This is a genomic window from Mucilaginibacter paludis DSM 18603 (genome assembly GCF_000166195.2).
Classification (GTDB): Bacteria; Bacteroidota; Bacteroidia; order Sphingobacteriales; family Sphingobacteriaceae; genus Mucilaginibacter; species Mucilaginibacter paludis.
The window spans coordinates 7362477-7384604 of sequence record NZ_CM001403.1 but is presented as its reverse complement, the minus strand read 5'-3'; the positions used below and the strand labels follow the sequence as shown (position 1 = coordinate 7384604).

The following is a 22128-nucleotide window of genomic DNA, read 5'->3' as shown; positions in this document are numbered from 1 at the left end:
GTTAAGCTATAGTTATGGAAACTCCCGTAATAATCACTAAAAAGGCACATGATCTTTTTCTCAAATATGGTGTCAGATCTGTTACCATGGATGATATTGCAACTGAGGTTGGTATTAGTAAAAAAACCATTTATAAATTCTTTGAAAACAAGGATGCATTAGTTGAAAATTTTATTGAAGAGGCTATTGCCGAAAATGAGGAAAGCTGCAGAACCTTTATCAGCAAAAACAACAACCCTGTTGTCGAATTATTTTTTACGCTGATGGTTGCGCAAAAATTATATCAGGATTTAAACAAACCGATTTTAAATGAGCTGGAAAAAAACCATCACAAGGCCTATTTAGCGGTAAAACAGCATAAAGACGGATTCATTTTTCAAACTATAAAAACAAGTATTGAAAACGGAATTAATAAGCAATTATACCAGGCGGATGTTAACCCGGCTTTGATGTCCCGTTTTTTCCTGGAAAGCCTGTTGTTAATTTCAGATACCAGCATTTTTTCGTCAACAACTTATCATACAACAACCCTTTCCGAAGAAATATTCGGGCACCTGATCAGCGGGATCGCTACTTCAGCCGGAACAAACTTGATAAATCGCTACAAAAATCAACATCGCTTTATACGAGGAACGCAAACATTAACACGGCCTTTTTGGGAAGATTGAATCGTTAGTACAACCTTAAAAACTCACCTTTTGCCAACTGTTAACTTGATTTGTGTAAATGAATGGGGTGGAAAGGTATGTGATATTTGCTGGTTTTTGATTTGAACTTCATTTTTAACAGGAACGTACTGATCCCTTTTGCCGAACACAAATTCTTCCTGTAATTGCTGGCCTGCAACTATGCTGGCTTCGGCGGTACCCTCAAACCCGCCCGAAATATTTGAGATATCGGCAGTGATGGCTTTTTCTTTATTCCTGTTGATGACGTTGATAAAAACTGTGTTGCTTTCTTTGGAATAGGTAGCTGTAACATCCAGATACGGTATGCTGGCCGAAGCTGAAGTATTGAAGGTATCACATTCAACATAGGTATCTACAGAAACGCCAAGGCAATTGGTAGAGTAAGCTTTAAACAGATAAAACAGAGGCGTTTTGAAAGTTCCTTTAGCCTTATCGCTGCTCAAAAGCGAGGTTAGCATGGTAAAATTTGCCATTTTAACCATATCGGCGTGGCGTAAAAAAGAGTTAAAACATTGGGCTATCGGCAAAACCGACATCACATCTTTAGACATGATTCCCCACTCATCAACGGCAAGGTATATGGGGTTCTTAAATCCCTTCATGGCTCTGACAGCTTCAATCTCGTCGGCAGATATTTTAATTTTTTCTTCAAAATCAACCGCGCTTTGCCCCATGTAGGTATAATAGTCGGGTGATTTTTCCCAGTATCTGTGGATAGAAAGGTAGTTTATCTTATCGCCAAGGCCTGTAAGCACCTTGCGGTTCCATTCTACCCACTGCCCTGTTGGTTCGTAGTATGATGAGCCCGAGGCAACGAGTTTGATGGTACTGTCAACTGATGTCATCGCCTTGGCAGCCTCTCTGCCCAGATTAACATAATCTTCTGCTGTTTTATGGCCCAGCTCCCATGGAGCGCCGTCAACTTCGTTACTGAGATCCCAGATTTTGACGTCGTATGGGTCTTGATGCCCATTTTTTGCTCTCAGATCCGAGTAATAAGTACCTTTAGGATAATTGCAATATTCCAGCCAGTAAGCCGCCTGCTGTATATCTCCGAGGCCAAGGTTTACACCAACAATATTTTCGCTGCCAATAGCTTTGTTTAGTGCAAACCATTCATCGGTGCCTACATGGTTGTTATCAATGCCGCCCCATGCCAGGTTAATACGGGCAGGCCTTTTATTTTTCGGCCCTATACCGTCCTGCCAGTTGTAACCCATCAGGTAGTTACCACCCGGCCACCGCATGTTGGTTATTTTGAGTTCTCTCATGGCGTCGATATAGTCTTTTTTAAAGCCATTTTTATCAGCCAATGATGATGATGGGTCATATAAGGGCCCATAAAGGGTATTAAAGCGCATCGAGTCTGGCAGTCCCATCCGTTTGCCGCTAAACTGGATAGGTTCCATAAATACCCCGTATATTTTGGGATCAATATTGCCGACAACCCTGTTAACGTCAATTTTTATTTTTGCATTTTGGGCAAACAGAGAAAACGGAAGGACAAGGGTCAGGATATAAAATAACTTTTTCATAAAGGCTTAATTTTTTTACTAAAGCAGAAACTTGTTAAATTAAAAACGATTTACTTTTATCAGGCTATAGCCCGTACTTGAAACTTTAATGATCACGCCCGGCTATTTAACCGCCGATATTTACTTGAACAATAATGGGGCGAAATGATAAAGGGCATTTCTCCAAACGGGCCAGGTATGCCCGCCAGGATATTCATAATAGCTATGCTTTATATTCAGCTCATCCAACTTACCCAGCATGAGCTGCCCATTCTTGTAGGCAATATCTTCTCTCCCACCCTGTGATAGCCAAAACAGTCGCAGGTCTTGATTAATCTTGGAGCTATTTTGTTTCAAATAGTCGTACTGCGCGTTGGCTATGGCATTTTGAGCAGGCACGATCCACCCGGAACTGAATACACCGAGGTAAGAGAAAATAGCTGTATGATACAGGCCTGTATATAACGTATTTATCCCGCCCATTGATAAACCAGCCAGCGCACGGTTGTCGGCAGTATTCTTAGTTCTGTAATTTTTTTCGGTGAAGGGAATGATGCACTGCTCCATTTCTTTCTCAAAGGCTTTCAAGCTCTCTTCTCCAAATCCTCCTGCACCAATATTTGCATCCGGCATCACAACCAGCATTGGTACAGCCTTTTTTGCTGCAATCAGGTTGTCGATAATCATATCTGTTCTGCCTTGCGTTGCCCAGCCGCGTTCATCTTCGCCGCCGCCGTGTAAAATGTAAAGCACAGGATATTTTTCAGCGTTATGACTATCATAACCCGGGGGAGTGTACACATACATCTGCCGCCACGATTGGGTAACTGTTGAATAATACTTCTTGAGGCGAATGTCGCCATGCGGTACATCCTTCATGGCATAATAATCACCTCCGGCAAAAGGAATTTCAATGCCACTGGCCATCCGGCCCATGCCATAAAAGCTTTCGCTCGCCGGGTCGGCAGTTGCAAATGCGTCTATCAGTAAGGTATAGTAATGGAACCCCTCTCCTATCGAATCGGTAGTTACGTTCCAAAAGCCATCTTGCTCTTTAACCAAATCATATTTTTTCCCTAAGTCTATTTGCACTTTTTGAGCATCGGGTGCCTTTACCTTAAATACAACCCGGTGGTCGGGTAAAATAAGCGGATATTTTGCCCCCCTGATATTAGTAGAAGCAGGCACTCCTCCTAACATATCTGGTGCCGCAGTTTTGATTTGCTGCGATATGGCCGGAAAGTAAACCAGTTGCAGCAAGCAAATAAGATGCGTTAATTTTCTCATATTTTTATTTTAGGTTCGGTTATCGGGTGGTTTATAGTTGTTAATTCCATCATTTTAGCATATTATTTTAAGTGTTGCCTCAAACCCTCAGCACAATTCAATACGACATAAAAGTTCACGTCGGTTTGATTACATTCCCGCTAAACCTTAGTGGTATCCTCCGTCTGTATTAACAGACCAGAGAAGCGCCGCCGATAAAAAATCGATTATAATTTAAAGCCAATTGGTTATCGGAATTTTGATCCCGACGTATTGATCAACAGCTAATTTCCATCAACGGCTAATAAACCAATGCTACTTTTTGTTAAAAAGCTTAAACAAATGTTTATTGCCAGTAACACATCAAAAAATGATCAAACTGGCGGAGAAAGAGTTAGCTAAGGGGTTTACTGGGGCTTTGTATCTTGTTTGTTTTGCTTCTTTTAAGGCTCACAAATTCAGAAGGAGAAAGATTATATTTTTCTTTAAATAATTTTGAAAAATATCCTGGTGTGGCAAAACCAGTCATAAAAGCAATCTGCCGTATAGTATACTGCGATTTTTCGAGCAGCGATGCAGCCTTTTGCAGTTTAATTGTACGTACATAATCGATAGGTGGCTGGCCGGTGAGGCTAAAAATTTTGTTATAAAGCGAACTGCGACTAACATTCAGATGCTTACTGAGATCTTCAATAGAAAAGGAGGAGTCATTCAACCTGTCCTCAATAAACAGGGATACATCATGCAGCAACTTCTCATCTGCCGAAGGCACTTCCATTTCGGGCACCATCATTTGTATCTGTTTGGAGAAGGTATTTTTTAGCCGCTGGTTAAGGCTGATCATGTTTTTGATCCGGGTGTTTAATATTTCAAAACTGAACGGCTTGGTAAGGTAATCATTAGCTTCTGTTTGCAAACCCCTGATATGATCTTCCTCCCGGCCCAATGCAGTCAATAATATCACCGGAATAAAGCTTGTGCGCTTGTCGGTTTTAATTTTCCGGCATAGTTCTATGCCATCCATCACCGGCATACTCACATCGCTCACCACCAGGTCTGGATGGCCCGATAATGCTTTTTGCCAGCCGTCCTTTCCATTTGTGGCTTCTGTAACGGTATAGCTTTTCTCGAGGCTTTCTTTTAAATAATTCCTGAAATCATCATTATCATCAACCAATAGAATACTGTATTTCTCACTGCCGGGTACTTTGACAACCTCTCCGGGTTGAGCTTCCTGATATTGATGTGGTATGGGCGTTACTACAACCTTATTTTCATCCAAAGCAATTACCGGCAATACAACGTTAAAGGTAGTTCCTTGTCCTGGTTTACTCATAACGGTAACTTCGCCGCCGTGAAGCTCAATAAATTCTTTAACGATAGATAACCCGATACCGCTTCCCTGGTTCAGGATGATATCGGGAGTATCGTGCTGAAAAAACTTTTCAAAAATGCGGGCTTGGTCGCTTTCGGGAATACCTATACCGGAATCGGATACTGTAATTTGCAAACTACTTACCTCTGCCTCCAAAATAAGTGACAGCTTAACTTTGATAAAACCACCCGCGCTGGTAAACTTAAACGCGTTTGATAGCAGGTTAAAAACAATACGCTCAACCTTATCCGAATCAAAACGTGCCTGCAAGCTTTCAATTTCGGTTTGAAATTCGAACCTGATTTTTTTGCGCTCTGAAATGTCCCGGAAAGAATCAGCAGCATCTCTGATAAAACCAATCAGATCTCCGCCTGAAAGATTGAGCCGCAGCTCTTGATGTTCCATTTTCCTGAAATCAAGTAACTGGTTAACCAGGTTGAGCAGGCGGCGCGTATTGCGTTTAATAACCGATACCTCTTTTGAGATATGATCACCGGTGGGTAGGGCGGCCAGTTTTTCAAGAGGTGCCATAATTAACGAAATGGGGGTCCGGAACTCGTGGCTAAGATTGGTGAGAAAATTAATTTTCATCACATCCAATTCGCGCATGCGTTGCGTTTCGCGTTTTTCCTCCTCAATGGCAAGTTTCGTTTTAATGGCCATGATGCCCCTGTAACGAAGATATAAAAGAACACCGGCCGCGCTCAATAGATAGATGATATAGGCGTAAACCGTGCGCCACCATGGTGGCGATACGGTAATCAAAACGGTGGTTGGTTCGGTATTCCAAACACCTTTGCTGTTGCTTGCCCTCACCAAAAAAGTATAGCTACCCGGATCAAGATTAGTAAAATAGGCGGTTGATGTGTGGCCCACATAGTTCCACTTGCTATCAAATCCTTTGAGCATGTACGAATATTGATCCTGGCGGGCATCGGTATAATTTAAGGCCGTATAACTTATGGAAAAGTTTTGGTGATAAGCCAAATGTATCTCTTTTACCATGCTGATCTGCTGTTTGATGGGCGAATTTTCGCGGGCTGACACCGGGTTGTTATCAATCTTCAGGCCGGTTAAAACCACTTTGGATACTTTGTTATTTTCGGGTAATTGCTGTGGATAGAAATAGTTAAAACCGTCCTGACCGCCAAAAAACAACATACCATTGGCTGTTTCTAACCCTGATCCGCTAATAAAAGGGCTATCTTGTACGCCATTTTGTTTGCCGTAGCTATTTGTTTTATGTGTATGTAAATCAACGCTTACTATACCCCTGCTGGTACTTAGCCATAACAAGCCGTTTTTATCCTGCAATACTTTGTAAATGATATCATTAATAAGACCCTCATTTTCCAGATAGGGTTTAAAGCGGACAGACTTCGCATCAAACTCATCAATACCTCCGCCATTTGTCGTCACCCAAACCTTGCCTGCCTCATCCTGAAAAACGGATAAAACCAGGTTATTGGGAAGTGCGTTGCCCGCCTTATTATAAACCGCCACGCTCCTGGTGTTGATATTAAAAACAGTAATTCCTCCTCCCCAGGTACCCACCCACATTTCATCACTATTAACGGGCGTGATAGTCCGTATAAAATTGTTGATTATTTTGCTGTCCAAACCATCGATGTTAAAAAACTGCCGGGAAGGGTAAAGCTGACCGGTTTTAGGATCGTAAATATCCACCCCGCCTCCGTTTGTACCTATCCAGATGCGCCCCAGTTGATCTTCTTCTATAGCGTAAACGTCGTTCTGCGAGATATGCTTTACACCATTTCCTTTCACGATATGCTCGCACCGGCCCGAAGATGGATCGAGGATATATAGGCCATGTTGCAGCGTACCTATCCACAGCTTACCGGCTTTGTCGCATTTTAAACAAAGCACCGCTATCCGATTTTCCGGGGTTTCCTCTTTCGGGTCGAGATGAATGCTTCTGAACAGGCCGGTATTTTTGTCAAAAAGCTGAAGGCCATTGTCTGTGCCGATATAAATATTCCCGTTTGCCTGCTCGGCAAAAGCGTTAGTGTTTGGCCCGGCCAGTCCTTGCGGATCAAAAGGGTTATTTAACTTCACATTCAATAAAGGCAGGTTACGATCAAATTTATTTACCCCTCCTTTGTTGGTGCCTAACCAATAAATTCCGCTTTTATCGATATAGATGCTGCTGATGGCTTTTGTGGATAAACTGTAGTTATTCCTCGCCCCTGGCTGATAACGTTCACTCTTTAGGTTCCGGGTATTGAAAATCACCAGCCCGTTATCTGTACCGAGCCATAAAAAACCATTGTCGGTTGCTATTGCAAACACCTGGTTATTTAAAAAGTTATTAAATGCCTTACCATCGGCCTGCAACGCACTGAGCCCATTACTGGTACCGAACCACATATGCCCCGAATTATCCTCGGCAATGCCCTTGATGATACCAGGCCCAATGCTTTTCTTATCTTGTTTGTTATGCAGATACTGCCTAACCTCACAGGTATTAAGGTTGTAGCAAAATAAACCCAAATTGGTACCAGCCCACATCCGGTGTTTACTATCCTCCAGAAAGCCCAGGGCAACCACCGGTAGTTTGGAATTGATGAAAGGCGGATTAGCTATTTTATTGGTTTTAAGGTCAATGATACGAATACCGTTGAAACCCGATATCCATAGCCTGCCCAAATGATCGCCGCAAATGGCTAAAACAGGTTCTGTTCTGTTTTTTCTCCATACGGCACCCTCTCCGTACTGTTGAAAAGCATCGTGTGTCCGGTCATAATAAACCAGCCCTCCCCCGCCTGTTCCAATCCAAAGCCGCCCGGATCTATCTTCATACATTGAAAGTATTTCATTTACGGGCAAGCTGGCAGGGTCGCCGTCACGATGCCGGTAAACAGTAAAATTGGTACCGTCAAAACGGTTCAGGCCATCGGCAGTGGCAAACCAAACCCACCCATAACTATCCTTAAGTACTGCATTGACAACATTTGACGAAAGGCCATTTTTTGTAGTGAGCGACGTAAAATCAGGCGCTTGCTGCGCATAACTTCCAGACCAGGCAAAGGCGAACAGCATAGCTGCTAAGAAGCTAACTAACGTCCTCTTTATCATCCCATAAAAGCCAACTGATCGTATTCTCTTCATCAGATTAATGGCAAAGCACAGATGCCCCGCCCAAAACAGAGAATGAAGATACACTTAATTATATTTCATTTGCATGGGTTTAACAAAAGAGCTAATAGGCAGAGGTAATTTTACATCTCTGCCTATTAGCTCTTTGTTTTTAATCTTTAAATAAAAGCGGCGCAAGTTCACTCAGGCTTCGGCGCCAGGTTAAAAACTCGTGCGCCGTATTTTGAGAAACATAAGAAACAGCATTATACCCATCCTTTTTCAGTTCGGCGGCGGCGTTGTTCACCCCATCTGGCCTTTCTTTGCTGCCACAGCTCATGAAAACAAGTTTCGGTTTTGGCTTATCTTTCAATTCGGCGGGCGAATAAGTACCACCGCTCAGCAGGGCATAGTAAGCAAATTCATCAGGCTTGGCAAGGGTAATGGCATGGGTTTCCATTCCCCCCATCGAAAGGCCTGCCATGGCGCGATGCGCCCTATCGGCAATGGTGCGAAAATTGGCATCAACATAAGGGATCAACTCTTCGGTAAGCACCGTTTGAAAGGCATCAACCTTAAAATTTCTTAAACCGGCAGGCCCCATCTTGGTATCATTTGTCATTCCGTAGGTCATTACGATGATGAAGGGTTTTATTTTACCTTCGGCAATAAGGTTATCTATAATCAGATTAGCGTGCCCCTGGTTACTCCAGGCCGTCTCATCCTCGCCCCAGCCATGTTGCAAATATAAAACCGGATATTTTTCTGATTTATTTTTCCCATAACCCGGCGGGGTGTAAACAAAAGCCCTCCGCGATGTATTAGTGCTCTTGGAAGGGAACAGAATCTGCTGAACATTACCATGCGCTACGTCCTTGAGTGCATAAAAGTCCTGGTCGTGTGCCGGAATTTCAATGCCGCTTTCCCAACGGGTGGAGCCGTAATAATTCAGCGTACCCGGATCATTAAAAGTTCCGCCATCAACGTTTAAGTGATAATAATGAAAGCCCTCGTCCATAGGCCCTTCTGTGGTACCCGTAAAATAACCGTCGGCATCTTTAGTTAACCGGGTACCACCTCTGCCGCCCAGCCCAAGGCTAACCTTTATGCTGTCGGCTTTAGGTGCCTTAATACGGAAACGGGCATAACCCTGAGAATTTACCTGCGGATACTCTTGCCCGGGTTGGTTGAGGCTGGATGGTTGAAAATCATCTTTTATTGGTGCAGGAGCTGTTTGCGCCTCGCCGAGGGTACAGGTACAGGCCATTGCAACTGCAATGGTTAAACATTTTAAGTTCATCTTTCTGATAATTTAGTTTAGCATAATTGTTTTCAACAAGGTTTTAATCGGCATTGCCGCCTGCAACCAATTACTACTTCAGGCCTTTTGTATAAATCATTAAGCTTTGGAGCAATAAATTCTGCTTGGTTATGGTGCAATAAGCGCGAACTAAATTCAGTCAATGGCAGTAGAAACTATGCTATTTTTTGTTTAAAACCTGCAATAAATGTTTAATGGCGGCAAGGACGTAAAAAACAGATGTATGAGGGGGCATCAAGAAAAAAAGAATTGGCAAGGAGCCCAAAAACATTGTGCTTTAAATAGTCGAGGTAACAGGTTTGCGCAATTATAACAGGCGTATACTGAGAGTAAACGCCTGTTATGATCCAACTTACAAAAATCAGAACCCGCTATCGTCCAGGGCAAAAGTATTTTTTCTTTCTTTCCATTTGCCTTTGGTAAAATCCGGAAATTCTTGGGGAGCATTTCCTTCTTTAAGCGATTTGGTAGACAAGGGCGTAATCACGCTCATCGTAACAGAATCATAAACATCTATCGGGGTTTGCCTTTTTTGTTTAACTGATTCAACAAAAGCGTTAAATACAAACCAATCCATGCCGCCATGGCCAGCCCCTTCGGCAAATTTTTCATATTTCTTCCATAGCGGATGGTCGTACTTTTCAAACCATACTTTGGCCGGATCCCAGGCATCATCCTCTTTGGCTTGATGATCAATGTAAACACTCTTAGCTACATCCATCCATAGGCCTTTGGTACCCTGAACCCTAAAACCTAATGAGTATGGCCTTGGTAAATGGGTATCGTGGCTCAGCAAAACTGTTTCACCATTGGCACAGTTGAGCATGGTGGTGGTTACATCGCCGTTTTTATAATTGATCCTGGCATTTTTATTCCCGGGCGACTGCTCCTCAACATAAGCGGCTAAACCTTTTGATTTAGAACTGAATGATACCAGATTGGTAAACCGATTACCTTTGTTAATATTGGCATAGTGCATACAAGGGCCCGCGCCATGAGTTGGATAAATATCCCCGTCAACGTCGATATTAAACTGGGTGCGCCATTGGGCTTCGCTTAAAGCGCCGGGCCCATACTCTACCCCTCCGCCATAATATTGCCTTCCGTTGTTAAACAGTACGTTTCTCAGGTTATGCTGATAGCCACCTTCCAGGTGCACAATTTCGCCGAAAACATTCTGCCGAACCATGTTTAGGGCAGCCATTACATCGCGGCGATAACATACGTTTTCGAGCGTCATGTAAGGCATTCCAGTTTTTTCGGATGTGTTTACAATGTCCCAGTGGTCTTCCACGGTAAGGCCCGCAATAACTTCACAACCTACATACTTACCCGCCCGCATGGCATCAATAGCCTGCGCATGGTGAAATTGCCACGGTGTTGCAATAATAACGGCATCTATATTTTTTTGATCGAGCAGGCGCTTGTAGGCGTCGAGCCCGCCCGTGTACTCTTTTATCGGTGCATGGCCTTGCTTTGCCACAAACTCCCGGCAAACTTTCAGTGAACTCTCCTGGGTATCACAAACAGCTACAATCTCAACATCATCGCGCAGCAAACCTTCGGCAATATGATTCATTCCGCGGGCGCCAACTCCAATGTAACCTAATTTAACCTTGCCTGGTACCGATGAAAAAAGACGCCCGGTAGGCAATAGGGTAATTCCTGCGGCAGCTATAGCACTCTGCGTGATAAAGGTTCTTCTTTTCATGTTGAATTTATAATAAGAATATCATCTGGCTGCTTGTTGAGTTAAATGTTGGCACGGCACTATTTCTTATTGTCCTGGTAGCCAAAAACAGCGTAATAAAATATATAGATATAACAAGGCAGCATGCTACATAAAAAAGCCAGTTGAGTTGGTAACGATTTGGCCAGCAGGGCATAAACCTGCGGCAATACCGCACCGCCCGCAATACCCATCACCAGTAAGGCCGAGCCCAGCTTGGTGTATTTACCCAGCCCCTTAATGGCGAGCGGAAAAATAGCGGGCCACATTAACGAATTGGCGAAACCCAGCAAGGCTATAAACACGATACTAACGTATCCTTTGGTAAAATAAGCAGCAATGGTGAACAGAACCCCTACCAATGCCGAAAGCATCAGCGCTTTTTCCTGCCTGATATATTTAGGGATGGTAGCGATACCGATCATATACCCGATAACCATCGAGATCAGCGTGTAGGAAGTAAATATTTTTGTCTGATCAATACTCATACCCAATGATTTGCCGTAGGTACCAATCACATCGCCAGCCATTACCTCAACTCCCACATACAAAAACAGGCATATGATGCCCAAATTAAGGTTACGGTATTTAAATATACTGCTTCTGGAGGCTACCACAACACCATCTGCGTCAACATGGTCTTTATCGGTATTGATTTCCGGTAAGGATGAGTACCTTACCAGCAACGCCAAAACAACCAGTACAATAGTTATAATAACATAGGGCAATATCACCCGCCCGGCTAACTCATTCAGCAAAAGTTCTTTCTGCAATGGGTTTGTAATTGTTTTAAGCTTCGTTTCAATACTTTGTGCTCCCTTTAAAACCATAGCGCTTAATATGATAGGGCTAAGCGCACCGGCGGCTTTATTGCAAATACCCATGATACTTATACGCCGGGCAGCGCTTTCTAATGGGCCTACAATAGCGATATAGGGGTTAGAAGCAGTTTGCAGAAGCGACAGGCCCATGCCCTGCACAAACAAACCTATCAGAAAAAAAGAAAACGTGCGGGTATTGGCCGCCGGGATAAATATCAACGCCCCTGCCGCCATAACGAATAAGCCCAACGACATGCCGTTTTTAAACCCGGTTACTTTGAGGATGTATGATGATGGTATAGATAAAAAAAAGTATGCCATATAAAAAGCAAAGGTAACCAGCAAAGCCTGCGAGGTATTAAGTTCGCAAGCTAACTGAAGAAAGGGGATTAGCGTACCATTTAACCAGGTTACAAAACCAAAAACAAAAAACAGGGCTCCTATAATAATGACAGGATTTAACGCTTTTTTTGTTTGCTGTTGCGGGAGTTGAATTGTTGACATTAAAATATAGAATTGAGTGAAAATAAATTTATTTGTATAAAACCGAAAGAGCTAAGTCCGAAGATAGACTTCCGGCTTTAGTTTAACTCCTTAAACTTGAAATATCCTTTTAAAGTATACCGGCGACATGGTCAAAATGCCGTTGCAGACTGACTTTTTAAAGATAACTAAACCAAATATAGAAATTTACACCATGTGTCCGAACACATTATTATAAAAAATATTTTACAGCCATTTTAATTACCAAGCTGCACATCAATTACCAATATGGCCAAAGGTTTTTTATACAAAATTGATTGTACCAAAAAATTGAGGTAAGTGAAAATCAGGCTCGCTGTTTATAATATTGTTCCAGCTCAGATAATGCGGCTCTGGCGTTTCTTCACCACATTTATAAAAGTTAGCCTTGCATTCGCATCCTTTAAGTGAGGTAATATGATCATGAACAAATACCTTAAAAGGAATCAGAAGTGCTATTTCCCATTCAGTATAATCCTGTTTTTCAACCTTTTTAATATCGTTAAGCAGCACAATCTGTTTCACTACATCCACCGGCAGTTCCACCCGGTTATGCCTATCCATACCGTATGCACAGTATGGTGTGCCTATGCAATTGAACTCCAGGTTATAGTAGCTTCGCCCGTTGTTGAATGATAAAAAAAATTCCACGCAGCTATCTTTATAAACCAGGTCGTTAACCTCGGTATGCCTGGCTACGGCATATTTCTCCTTCACAAAGTATTTTAACAGGATAGCGTCGGTTGTGTAGGCTATATTAAATTCAACGCCAGGGAAATAACCACTGTTACTCCAAAGCAACTGATCAATCTGGCATTTTTCGGCATTATTGAACATCAATGCTATATCCTGGAAGTCATTTTCGGGTGACACAAAATAAGAATTAACTTTTTTGATCATTTTAAAGAGCTGATTTAATTATAAAAATAAATTTATTTTTGCGTGTGCGAACACAAATTTAAAATTATTTATATCAAATACTATATCGTCCTCTTAAAATGATAAAAATTTAAATTTCTACAAAAACCTGGTCTTTCTCGTCCAGAAAATAATTGAGGTTTTCTTTAGTGACTACATCCAGCGGTAAATATTTAATTATAGGCACCTCCCTTTTAAACACCAGGTGCTCGGCCAGCTGATAAATGCCCCAGTAACCTTGTCCTTTGGGGTTTTGGTTGATCAAAAAACTGATAGCGCCATTATTGAGGTAGTGGAGATTAGGCGGTATCAGGTCATAGCCGATGAGCTTAATATGGTTGATATGCCTTTGTTCAAGATACCGGGCAATATCGTAGGCTTGGGATGTGGTGACGAAGATTTGTTTCAGATCGAAGGTACTTTCGATAAGTGCATCCAGATTTTTGATGAACGCCGACTGGCTTGACCGCGTTAACTCAACATCAATGATTTTATACTTATGATCGAGGTTGTTCTGCGCGAAATAATTCCTGAAACCCTGTTCCTTTTTGACCAGGTGCTGGGCATTACTTTTCTTTTCGTCAATATGCGCTATCAGCATTGAACAAGCATCCGGATTGCCAAAATGGGCCAGTTTTCCGGCTAATAGCCCGCTTTGATAAGAATCCTGGCCAATATAGCTTAAGGGGTCAAAGTCGGCTATCTGGGTGTTAAAAAGCACGAAAGGAATTTTAAAATTGTTCCATTTTTCAAAAAAAGGCAAAGTCTCCTTATAATAGATAGGCGAAAGCAAAATGCCATCCGGTTTCTTCCGGGTAAGCTCGGTTGCTTTTTTGATGTAATCGTTAGCATCATGCGGATTAAACACATACTGCTCAACAAATACGTTGTATTGTTTAAAATCTTGTTCGGCTTTTTCTATCCCGGCTTTTGGCGCGGTCCAAAATGCATCATAACTATAATCAGGAAATAAGGCGGCCAGATGGTATTCTTTTTTTGAACCCAGCATACGAGCCATCAAATTGGGCTCATAGTTCATTTCCTTAACAATTTTTAATACCCTGACTTTTACATCCTCGGCTACCCTACCCCTGTTATGAATAACCCGATCAACCGTTCCTGTAGATACCCCGGCTTTAACAGCAATATCTTTGATACGAACGATGGTATTTTTCGGGGAATCTTTTTTTTTCATTTTTAAGTATTAAAGTCAAAGCATAAACGAGCGTATCTTTATCTAACCCGCTCTTTCATTCTTTATCGTATTGTTTTTGCTAAAATATGTATTAAATGTTCTCTATAGAATAATTCGGCTAAAGATAACAGAGCAACCTGTAAAAATCATCAACAAATATCAAATTGCCGCCATTCAGACCTACACTCAAGGCTGAATAGTGACATTGGTCTACGCAATTACAACACTGGTCGCAATTAATTTTATTTGCGGGTCAATCATCCTTTATTTGCTTCGTAACTCATTTAAAACAGATTATAAGTAACAAATTTTACATTTTACGCTTTCGGAGCAACCACAGGTACAAGCACAAGGTTAAGTTTAGGAAGTTCAATCATGTTAAAATTTAGAAATTATGATCGCTCAAATCCAAAGTTACATCAGCCGCAGAAAGTATGAGTTTCTGGTAGTGAGTTTTTTGATCCTGATATTTGGCGATACGTTTTCGGGCGCGTTGTGCTTAGCTGTACTGCTGCCTTTGCAAAACATGGTTATAGCACTTATTGCATTTTACCCCCTTAAATGGTTACGGTTATTATTAGGCACACTCATTACCCTGGTTATCCTGGTAACGCTATTTAACTGCTGCTATTTTACACAGTTAGGGGCAGGTATTTTATGCAGCATATTTTTTGCCTACTTTGCCGTAATAGCAGTTAAGGTATATCAAACTATTTTAAGTAACCGGTTTATTTCATCCGAGATGATAGCGGCAACATTTTGTGGCTTTGTACTGTTGTGTTTGGCCGGGGCTATTGTTTTTATCACTATAGCGGTTAATTATCCGGGGTCGTTCTCCAATATATCAATCGGCGTTAACCGTTTTAAAAACCTCACCTACTTTAGCTTTACCACCCTGCTCACCATAGGTTACGGCGATATTGTGCCTACAACCTTAGTAGCCAAACGAGCCGTAATGCTTATGGGTTTGGTCGGCCATTTCTATACTGTTGTATTAACCGGAATAATTATTGGCAAATATATCAGGGGCGGTTTCGACCTGGATGAGCAGCCAAAGGTTTCGCTTTAGTTAAAAGCGGTTTTGCGCTATCATATCATCAATCCCTTGCTTGTATGCGCTGCCAAGCGGCAGCTCTTTATCGCCAATATAAATGGTATGCCTGTTAACGGCGGTTATGTTTTTAGTGTTTACGATAAATGATTTATGGATGCGCGAAAAATAGGGAGGCAGCTGGTCTTCAAGTATTTTGAAACTGATGCGGACTATAGCGGGTTTCGGCAGGCTGCGCAGATGGATCTGGGCATAATCTTTCAGGCCCTCTATGTAAGTAATATCCTCAAAAACAATTTTTTGCATACTGTATCCTACATTCACAAAAGTGTATTCGGCAGGTTTATCACCCCGAGAGGTTGATTTTGACCGTAGTTCAAAAAGCTCTTTGGCTTTGTTACAAGCTTTCATAAACCGGTCCATGGGCACTGGTTTCACCAGGTAATCTACCACGTCCATTGCAAAGCCATCAAGCGCGTATTGCTTGTACGCGGTAATCAAAATAACCATGGGTTTTTTAACCAGGCTCGCAATAAATTGCAAGCCGGTAATACCGGGCATTTGTATATCTATAAAAACAAGTTCTATATCATTTTGCTGCAAAGCTTCCGCGGCTTTAAAAGCATCGCTGCAGGTACATACTAAATGCAGAAAAGGTATTTTACTAATATTATCTGCCAGTAAGTTTAGCGCCAGCGGCTCGTCATCTACAGCTATACAATTGATCATCAGTTTAGTTTTATAAGTAAATTTACCATAAACCAGTTATTTTGCTGCACAATTTTCAATTCGTGGTCCTTGCCATATAAAAGCTCGAGCCTGCGCGATACATTAACAATGCCTATCCCAGAAGAGCCGTCCTTGGTTTCTTCACTTGCCGCGTTGTACTTGTTAATAACGCTAAACTTTAACTGGCTGGCATCGGTTGTAAGCTTAACAGTGATGCTTGGGTTTTCAACTAAACCGATTCCATGTTTAAAAGCATTTTCTACAAAAGGGATGAGCAGCATAGGTTCAATCTCCTGGTATTCGTTATATAGCTTGGTTGTGGTTTCAATGTCAACCTTACTGCCAAACCGCTGCATTTGCAGATCAATGTACGAAAGCAAATATTCAACTTCGGTTTTGATGGTTACTTTTTCTTCGTCGGTTTCATACAGCATATACTGCATCAATCCCGATAGTTTCATTATCGTAGGCTCCAGTTCGTCGCTCTTTAACCTTACCAGGGCCACAATATTGTTAAGTACATTAAATATAAAGTGAGGGCTGATCTGCGACCGTAAAAAAGCAAGTTCTGTTTTCATGGTCTCTTTGTCTTTTTCAAGGTTGCGTTTTTCCACGTTTATCCTATCGGCTATCATGGTATAAGTTGTACTTGCAGCAAGCGTAAGCACAAAAGCGGGCAGCACCACCCATACCGACCGTGGAATATTAAACGGCATAAAATTTATCATGAGCTTAAACACAAGCAGGTGCGCGCCAACCACCACCCCATATAACAAAATGATGATTAACGAATAAGCAGTGTATTTTTTTTGATAAAAGAGCTTAGGGATCAGTAGCGAACTGTTAATATAAAATATACCTATCCAAAAAGAATAACTAACTAAATTGAGGAAAGTAAATTTATTTTCTTCGTTATGGCTCAACATGCGCGGCGGACCGCCACCAAGGTTGGAGTTAACAATGTAAGGCAAAGCAATTAAAACCACCCATACTAAAATATGTATGGTGGTTTTAAGATATTTATTAGTATAACTGAAAACCATAAGGCTCTTACTCGTATTTTTTATGCCTAAGGTATGATGATTCTGTCGATATTCTTAGCGGGGCGTATTACTCGTAGCGCAATGCCTCGATAGGATCCTGCAGGCTGGCTTTTTGTGCGGGGTAATAGCCGAAGAATATCCCCGTTATACCACAAACCAAAAAGGATACTACGATGGATGTTTGCGAGATCATGACGGGCCAGTTTAATAAAAACGAGATCAAAAGAGCGGAGCTAACTCCAAGAAAAACACCGATAACCCCGCCTGTAACGCTGATCAATATCGCTTCTATTAAAAACTGCATTAAAATATCGTGCCCGCGCGCACCTATCGACATCCGCAAACCAATTTCGCGGGTACGCTCGGTCACAGACACATACATGATGTTCATGATGCCTATACCGCCTATCAATAACGATATGCCCGCTATAGCGGTAAGCAAAACGGTAAGCATACTGCTGGTTGAGGTAATCGTGCTGATGAGCTCGGCTTGTGTACGCACCTGAAAATCATCAGCAGCATTGGCCGCCAAATGGTGATTGGCCCGTACGGCATTAGTAATGTCGGTAGTGGCGGCATCACTTGCTGCCTCGGTAGTGGCCGAAGCGTAAATGCTTTGCAGGTAATTGGTGGCCGTAATTCGTTTTTGCACCGTGGTGTAGGGTGCCAGAATAATATCGTCCTGATCTTGCCCGAAATTACTTTGTCCTTTCGATTGAAGTACGCCAATAACCAGGAAGGGGATATTTTTAAAACGGATGGTTTGCCCGATAGGATCCCTGTCGTCGGGAAAAAGGTTGTCTATTACCGTTTTGCCCAGCAAACACACTTTGGCAGCACGTTTTACATCATCATCAGAAAACAGGATACCATCCTGTAATTTGAGCTGACGGATATTCAGATAATCGATACTCACGCCGGTGATACTGGTGGGCCAGTTATTAGCACCCTTGATGGCTTGACCGTTGGTTGAAATTACCGGCGACAGGCCATTGATATTTTTAGAGTTAACCCTTTCGATAGCGGTAATATCGTCCATTTTTAAGGTTTGCACACTCGAACCCGCCAACCTTACGCCGCCCGGCTCATTACTTTGAGGCATAATGGTGATCATGTTTGACCCCATGCCTGATAGTGACGAGCGGATGCTTTGTTTGGAGCCTTCGCCAATGGCCATCATGGCAATAACGGATGCAACGCCTATAATTACGCCCAGCATGGTTAAAAAAGCACGTAGCTTGTTCCTTAACAGAGCCCTGAAAGCTAAATTCAATAAATTAATGATGCTCATTCGATCTGTTTTTAATAATCATCTGTGTCTGGTAGTGATGCCAACGCCTCCCTGGCCGATCTTGGCTTATCATTAACGCTGTCTTTTTGCACTTTGCCATCGCGCAGCATAATAGTACGGCCGCTAAATGCAGCTATATCCGGTTCGTGCGTTACAAAAACTATAGTTTTTCCTTCGGCATTCAGTTCCTGCATCAAAGCCATAATCTCGTATGATGTACGGGTGTCCAGGTTGCCGGTAGCTTCATCGGCCAGTATCATTACGGGTTCGTTCACCAGGGCGCGGGCAATAGCCACCCTTTGTTGCTGCCCGCCCGATAGCTGGCTCGGCGTATGGTCAAAACGCCCGCCAAGCTTAACAGCTTCAAGCGCTTTGATGGCCCGACTTTTTCTTTCTTCGGATGATATTTCCTTGTTGTAAAAAAGCGGGAGCTCCACATTCTCCAGTGCCGATGTTCTGGGCAGCAGGTTGTAAGCCTGGAACACGAAACCGATTTTACGGTTACGCAAACCGGCAAGCTCATCGCGGTTAAGCGCTTTAATATCTACATCGTCAAGCCTGTATGTACCGTCTGTTGGTTTATCCAGGCAGCCTAAGATATTCAGGAGCGTGGTTTTTCCCGACCCGCTACTGCCCATAATGGTTACAAACTCGCCAGCGTTAATGTTAAAAGATACGCCCTTTAACGCCCTTACGGTAACATCGCCCATCACAAACTCGCGTTTCAGGTCGTGTAGTTCTAATATCTTCTTTTCCATTATTTCTTTTTGCTACTGCCGGGGCGTTTAGGCATAAACGGGCTTGACTGCGCCCCGCCTGCTGCGCCAGCACTGCTACTTAAAACCTGGCTACCGGTAACCACCTCATCATTAGCGGTAAGGCCGCTTATTATTTCTACCTGTGTTTTATTGTTTATGCCGGTTTGTACTTGCTTTTGCACCAGCTTCCTCTCGCCTTGTTTTACCCAAATATAGCCTTGGTTAGTGCCAGGAGTTTTTCCAGCACTATTTAACCACGTAAACTGGTAAGTTTTAAGCGAAGAATCGGGCGAGAACTGGAGCGCCTTGGCCGGTACCATCAAAGCGTTGTTTACCTCTTTGGTATAAATAGTGATGTTTGCCGTCATACCCGGTTTCAACTTCTGATCGTCATTTGAGGTATTGATGATGGTGGTGTATGTTACCACATTTGACGAGATGGACGGGCTCAGCCTGATTTCCTGGATGGTTCCCGTAAAAGTATCGTCCAAAAAGGCGTCAACAGTAAAGCTCGATCTTTCACCGATTTTGATGCCGCCTACATCGGCCTCATCCACGGACGCCCGTACCTGCATTTTAGTAAGGTCTTTAGCTATGCTGAACAGGGTTGGCGTGCTAAAGCTGGCTGCTACGGTTTGCCCTTCGCTCACGCTCCTGGAAAGCACCGTACCATCAATGGGTGAATATACGCTTGCCAGCGACAGATTTTTTTGAGCCGATTTTAATTGCGCACGCATGCTGTTCACCGATGCCTCGGCAGCTTTGTATGTGTAGAGTGCGTTATCATAATCAGCCTTGCTTAACGCCCCCACTTTGTATAACTGGCCCTGCCTGCTGTAGTTACCTTGCTGGTAAACATACTGGCTTTGCGCGCTTGCCAGGTTAGCCTCGTACTGGCTTACCGAAGCTTGGAACAAAGTTTTGTCGAGTTCGGCCAGTAGCTGGCCCTTTTTTACTTTCGAGTTAAAATCCGCATAAAGCTTGGCAATAGTGCCCGATACCTGGGTACCAACCGCTACCGTATCAACCGGTTGAATTTTCCCGGTAGCGGTAACAGTTTGCGATATGTAACCTGTTTTGGGTTTTTCTGTACTGAATACCACCACCTCTTCGGGCTTGCGGAACGCAAAGTACCATGCGGCGAAAGCCACTGCCGCCACGCCCAAAATAATGAATATGATTTTTTTTGTTTTCATGATTTGTTTTAGCTTACTCGGTTACCGGTATACCGGTATAAAAATTATAGATTTTGCTGTAAAGGTTGGCGCTGTACTTAGCCTGGACAAAGGCTTGCAGAGCCTGTACATACAGGTTTTTTTGTTGCAGGTACTCCACAATGTTGTTTGAGCCAATGCGTAATTGTTCGGCCGATATTCTCAGGGCCTCTTTGGTGTATGTAAATTGTTCGGCAGCGGCGCTGTACTGGCTATTGGCATTTTGTACGTTAAGGTATGCCTTCTCTACCGCTTGGGTGAGCGTTAGTCGTTCATCCATCAGGGTCAGGCCGGCCTGCTGTACCTCAATTTTCGCCTTGGCTACATTGGTACGGGTAACTTTTTTATCAAAAATCGGGATAGAAAGCGTTAAGCCGAGCGACTGATAAAAGCCATTGTTCAGTTGGCTGTAATAAGAGCCCGTTGTGCTGCTGTTATAACCGCTATAAAGCGCGCCGCCTAAACTTAAGGTAGGCCTTATAGTCGCCCTCGCTTTTTCCAGTTCGGTTTGCTGCAATTGTATATTTAACATGGCGCTTTTAATTTCAGGCCGTATGGCCAATGCTTTTTGCTGCGCAGTATTCAGGTTCATTAAATTAGCCGCCCTGGATGTGTCCGAAGCAATCACATTAAAACTTGCCGAAGTGGGCAATTGCAAAAGCTGCTTTAAGGTAAGCGTATTTTGCTGAAGCTGATTTTGAGCTGTAACCAAGGTGTATTTATCATTAGCCAGCGTTGCCCTAAGCTGCAACAAATCCTTTTGCGCTATGGTACCGGCGGCTAAACGCTGCTGGCCCTGGTTAACCTGCGCTTCACTGGAAGTTACAAGGTCGGCTAAATAAACAATATTCTCTTTAGCCAGTAATATATTCAGGTAGGCCTGGGTTATCTGTAGTGTAATATCGTTGGTTGTAGTTTCTACCGATAGATTAGCCGTTTGCTCGCTCAGCGTTTTTGATTTAATATCGTTGTTTAAATACCCACCATTAAAAATGGTTAAATCGGCATTGGCTCCGTAACCGCTGGAAGCCTGCGCGCCCGACTTATAATTAACCACCCCCTGCGATACGCTGGCGCTTAATGACGGGTATCTTGCAGTTTTGGCGGCAAGCAAATTTTGCCCGGCGGTTTTAACATCCAACTTTAAGCTGTTAATGGTGATATTGTTGTTCTTAGCATATTCAATACATGTTTTAAGGTCCCAGCTTTGTGGTAAGTGTGTAGCCGAGGTATCTTGCGCATGCGATGGGCCGACATAAATTGCGGCCGATAAAAAGATGATGAATGCAATATATTTCAATGAGATTCGCATATCGTTTACTGTTTAAATCAATGATCTCCCTGTCAGGAAAACCGTTGAACCACCCTAAACTATAAATAAGCTTTCGGCTTAAATTTGAAATGCGACAAACCCGGAAACCGTTGATACAACGCAGCCTAAATTTGAGACAAGCTGTTTTGCATTTTCCTAAAATTGGCAATATGCCTGTATGTCAATCGCTTTCTCAAACTCAACTGTATCATCTTTCCATGGCTTTACTTTGCTGGGAATTGCAAAAAAAGCACTATCGACATCGGGCTTAATAAGTTATCCCG

At 42.8% G+C, this 22128-nt stretch carries 16 protein-coding genes; 2 read left to right on the top strand and 14 right to left on the bottom strand.

The genetic code is table 11. The annotated features are described in order from the left end of the window. Window positions 1–14: 14 nt before the first annotated feature. Complete coding sequence (locus tag MUCPA_RS31375) at window positions 15–668, top strand: TetR/AcrR family transcriptional regulator (protein WP_008512078.1); 654 nt, start codon at window positions 15–17, stop codon at window positions 666–668. 23 nt (window positions 669–691) lie between these two features. Here the strand turns inward: MUCPA_RS31375 and MUCPA_RS31370 are convergent, their stop codons facing one another. From MUCPA_RS31370 to MUCPA_RS31335, 8 genes are all read right to left on the bottom strand, one after another. Next, the gene (locus MUCPA_RS31370; protein WP_008512076.1) at window positions 692–2224 is read right to left on the bottom strand and encodes an alpha-L-arabinofuranosidase C-terminal domain-containing protein; all 1533 of its coding nucleotides are present in this window, start codon (window positions 2222–2224) and stop codon (window positions 692–694) included. Window positions 2225–2344: 120 nt separating this feature from the next. Next, complete coding sequence (locus MUCPA_RS31365) at window positions 2345–3490, bottom strand: alpha/beta hydrolase-fold protein (RefSeq protein ID WP_008512075.1); 1146 nt, start codon at window positions 3488–3490, stop codon at window positions 2345–2347. Window positions 3491–3863: 373 nt separating this feature from the next. Continuing rightward, window positions 3864–7973, bottom strand: coding sequence for a hybrid sensor histidine kinase/response regulator transcription factor (locus tag MUCPA_RS31360; protein WP_083839397.1), 4110 nt, complete (start codon window positions 7971–7973; stop codon window positions 3864–3866). A gap of 139 nt (window positions 7974–8112) precedes the next feature. Continuing rightward, window positions 8113–9240, bottom strand: a complete 1128-nt coding sequence (locus MUCPA_RS31355; RefSeq protein WP_008512072.1) for an alpha/beta hydrolase-fold protein — start codon at window positions 9238–9240, stop codon at window positions 8113–8115. A 382-nt stretch (window positions 9241–9622) separates the two neighbouring features. Continuing rightward, on the bottom strand, window positions 9623–10972 hold the full coding sequence (locus MUCPA_RS31350; protein ID WP_008512070.1) for a Gfo/Idh/MocA family protein: 1350 nt from the start codon (window positions 10970–10972) through the stop codon (window positions 9623–9625). 59 nt (window positions 10973–11031) lie between these two features. After that, window positions 11032–12315, bottom strand: coding sequence for a sugar MFS transporter (locus MUCPA_RS31345; protein ID WP_008512069.1), 1284 nt, complete (start codon window positions 12313–12315; stop codon window positions 11032–11034). Window positions 12316–12597: 282 nt separating this feature from the next. Continuing rightward, window positions 12598–13233, bottom strand: coding sequence for a carbohydrate-binding family 9-like protein (locus MUCPA_RS31340; RefSeq protein WP_008512066.1), 636 nt, complete (start codon window positions 13231–13233; stop codon window positions 12598–12600). A gap of 109 nt (window positions 13234–13342) precedes the next feature. Then, complete coding sequence (locus tag MUCPA_RS31335; RefSeq protein ID WP_008512065.1) at window positions 13343–14446, bottom strand: substrate-binding domain-containing protein; 1104 nt, start codon at window positions 14444–14446, stop codon at window positions 13343–13345. Between the two features lie 394 nt (window positions 14447–14840). On the opposite strand from MUCPA_RS31335, the gene MUCPA_RS31330 reads away from it, so the two are divergent. Beyond that, on the top strand, window positions 14841–15515 hold the full coding sequence (locus tag MUCPA_RS31330; RefSeq protein ID WP_008512063.1) for an ion channel: 675 nt from the start codon (window positions 14841–14843) through the stop codon (window positions 15513–15515). Here the strand turns inward: MUCPA_RS31330 and MUCPA_RS31325 are convergent, their stop codons facing one another. The 6 genes from MUCPA_RS31325 to MUCPA_RS31300 all read right to left on the bottom strand — a co-directional run bounded on the left by MUCPA_RS31325 (window position 15516) and on the right by MUCPA_RS31300 (window position 21844). Further along, a complete protein-coding gene (locus MUCPA_RS31325; protein WP_008512061.1) occupies window positions 15516–16226 on the bottom strand; it encodes a LytR/AlgR family response regulator transcription factor in 711 nt (236 codons plus the stop codon). It lies immediately after the preceding gene. Continuing rightward, window positions 16226–17269, bottom strand: a complete 1044-nt coding sequence (locus tag MUCPA_RS31320; RefSeq protein WP_008512059.1) for a sensor histidine kinase — start codon at window positions 17267–17269, stop codon at window positions 16226–16228. The genes MUCPA_RS31325 and MUCPA_RS31320 overlap by 1 nt, the downstream gene beginning before the upstream one ends. Before the next feature lie 67 nt (window positions 17270–17336). After that, window positions 17337–18560, bottom strand: a complete 1224-nt coding sequence (locus MUCPA_RS31315; protein ID WP_008512058.1) for an ABC transporter permease — start codon at window positions 18558–18560, stop codon at window positions 17337–17339. Between the two features lie 11 nt (window positions 18561–18571). Further along, window positions 18572–19318, bottom strand: a complete 747-nt coding sequence (locus tag MUCPA_RS31310) for an ABC transporter ATP-binding protein (protein ID WP_008512056.1) — start codon at window positions 19316–19318, stop codon at window positions 18572–18574. After that, a complete protein-coding gene (locus tag MUCPA_RS31305) occupies window positions 19318–20514 on the bottom strand; it encodes an efflux RND transporter periplasmic adaptor subunit (RefSeq protein WP_008512054.1) in 1197 nt (398 codons plus the stop codon). The genes MUCPA_RS31310 and MUCPA_RS31305 overlap by 1 nt, the downstream gene beginning before the upstream one ends. 13 nt (window positions 20515–20527) lie before the next feature. Continuing rightward, a complete protein-coding gene (locus MUCPA_RS31300; RefSeq protein ID WP_008512053.1) occupies window positions 20528–21844 on the bottom strand; it encodes a TolC family protein in 1317 nt (438 codons plus the stop codon). Window positions 21845–22128: the final 284 nt, after the last annotated feature.

Excerpts from the sequence above, each read along its gene's own strand:
- MUCPA_RS31375 (WP_008512078.1), top strand. The coding sequence starts at position 15 with ATGGAAACTCCCGTAATAATCACTAAAAAGGCACATGATCTTTTTCTC.
- MUCPA_RS31330 (WP_008512063.1), top strand. The coding sequence starts at position 14,841 with ATGATCGCTCAAATCCAAAGTTACATCAGCCGCAGAAAGTATGAGTTT.
- MUCPA_RS31320 (WP_008512059.1), bottom strand. The coding sequence starts at position 17,269 with ATGGTTTTCAGTTATACTAATAAATATCTTAAAACCACCATACATATT.
- MUCPA_RS31310 (WP_008512056.1), bottom strand. The coding sequence starts at position 19,318 with ATGGAAAAGAAGATATTAGAACTACACGACCTGAAACGCGAGTTTGTG.
- MUCPA_RS31350 (WP_008512070.1), bottom strand. The coding sequence starts at position 10,972 with ATGAAAAGAAGAACCTTTATCACGCAGAGTGCTATAGCTGCCGCAGGA.
- MUCPA_RS31300 (WP_008512053.1), bottom strand. The coding sequence starts at position 21,844 with ATGCGAATCTCATTGAAATATATTGCATTCATCATCTTTTTATCGGCC.
- MUCPA_RS31355 (WP_008512072.1), bottom strand. The coding sequence starts at position 9,240 with ATGAACTTAAAATGTTTAACCATTGCAGTTGCAATGGCCTGTACCTGT.
- MUCPA_RS31360 (WP_083839397.1), bottom strand. The coding sequence starts at position 7,973 with ATGAAGAGAATACGATCAGTTGGCTTTTATGGGATGATAAAGAGGACG.
- MUCPA_RS31325 (WP_008512061.1), bottom strand. The coding sequence starts at position 16,226 with ATGATCAATTGTATAGCTGTAGATGACGAGCCGCTGGCGCTAAACTTA.
- MUCPA_RS31305 (WP_008512054.1), bottom strand. The coding sequence starts at position 20,514 with ATGAAAACAAAAAAAATCATATTCATTATTTTGGGCGTGGCGGCAGTG.
- MUCPA_RS31365 (WP_008512075.1), bottom strand. The coding sequence starts at position 3,490 with ATGAGAAAATTAACGCATCTTATTTGCTTGCTGCAACTGGTTTACTTT.
- MUCPA_RS31340 (WP_008512066.1), bottom strand. The coding sequence starts at position 13,233 with ATGATCAAAAAAGTTAATTCTTATTTTGTGTCACCCGAAAATGACTTC.
- MUCPA_RS31345 (WP_008512069.1), bottom strand. The coding sequence starts at position 12,315 with ATGTCAACAATTCAACTCCCGCAACAGCAAACAAAAAAAGCGTTAAAT.
- MUCPA_RS31335 (WP_008512065.1), bottom strand. The coding sequence starts at position 14,446 with ATGAAAAAAAAAGATTCCCCGAAAAATACCATCGTTCGTATCAAAGAT.
- MUCPA_RS31315 (WP_008512058.1), bottom strand. The coding sequence starts at position 18,560 with ATGAGCATCATTAATTTATTGAATTTAGCTTTCAGGGCTCTGTTAAGG.
- MUCPA_RS31370 (WP_008512076.1), bottom strand. The coding sequence starts at position 2,224 with ATGAAAAAGTTATTTTATATCCTGACCCTTGTCCTTCCGTTTTCTCTG.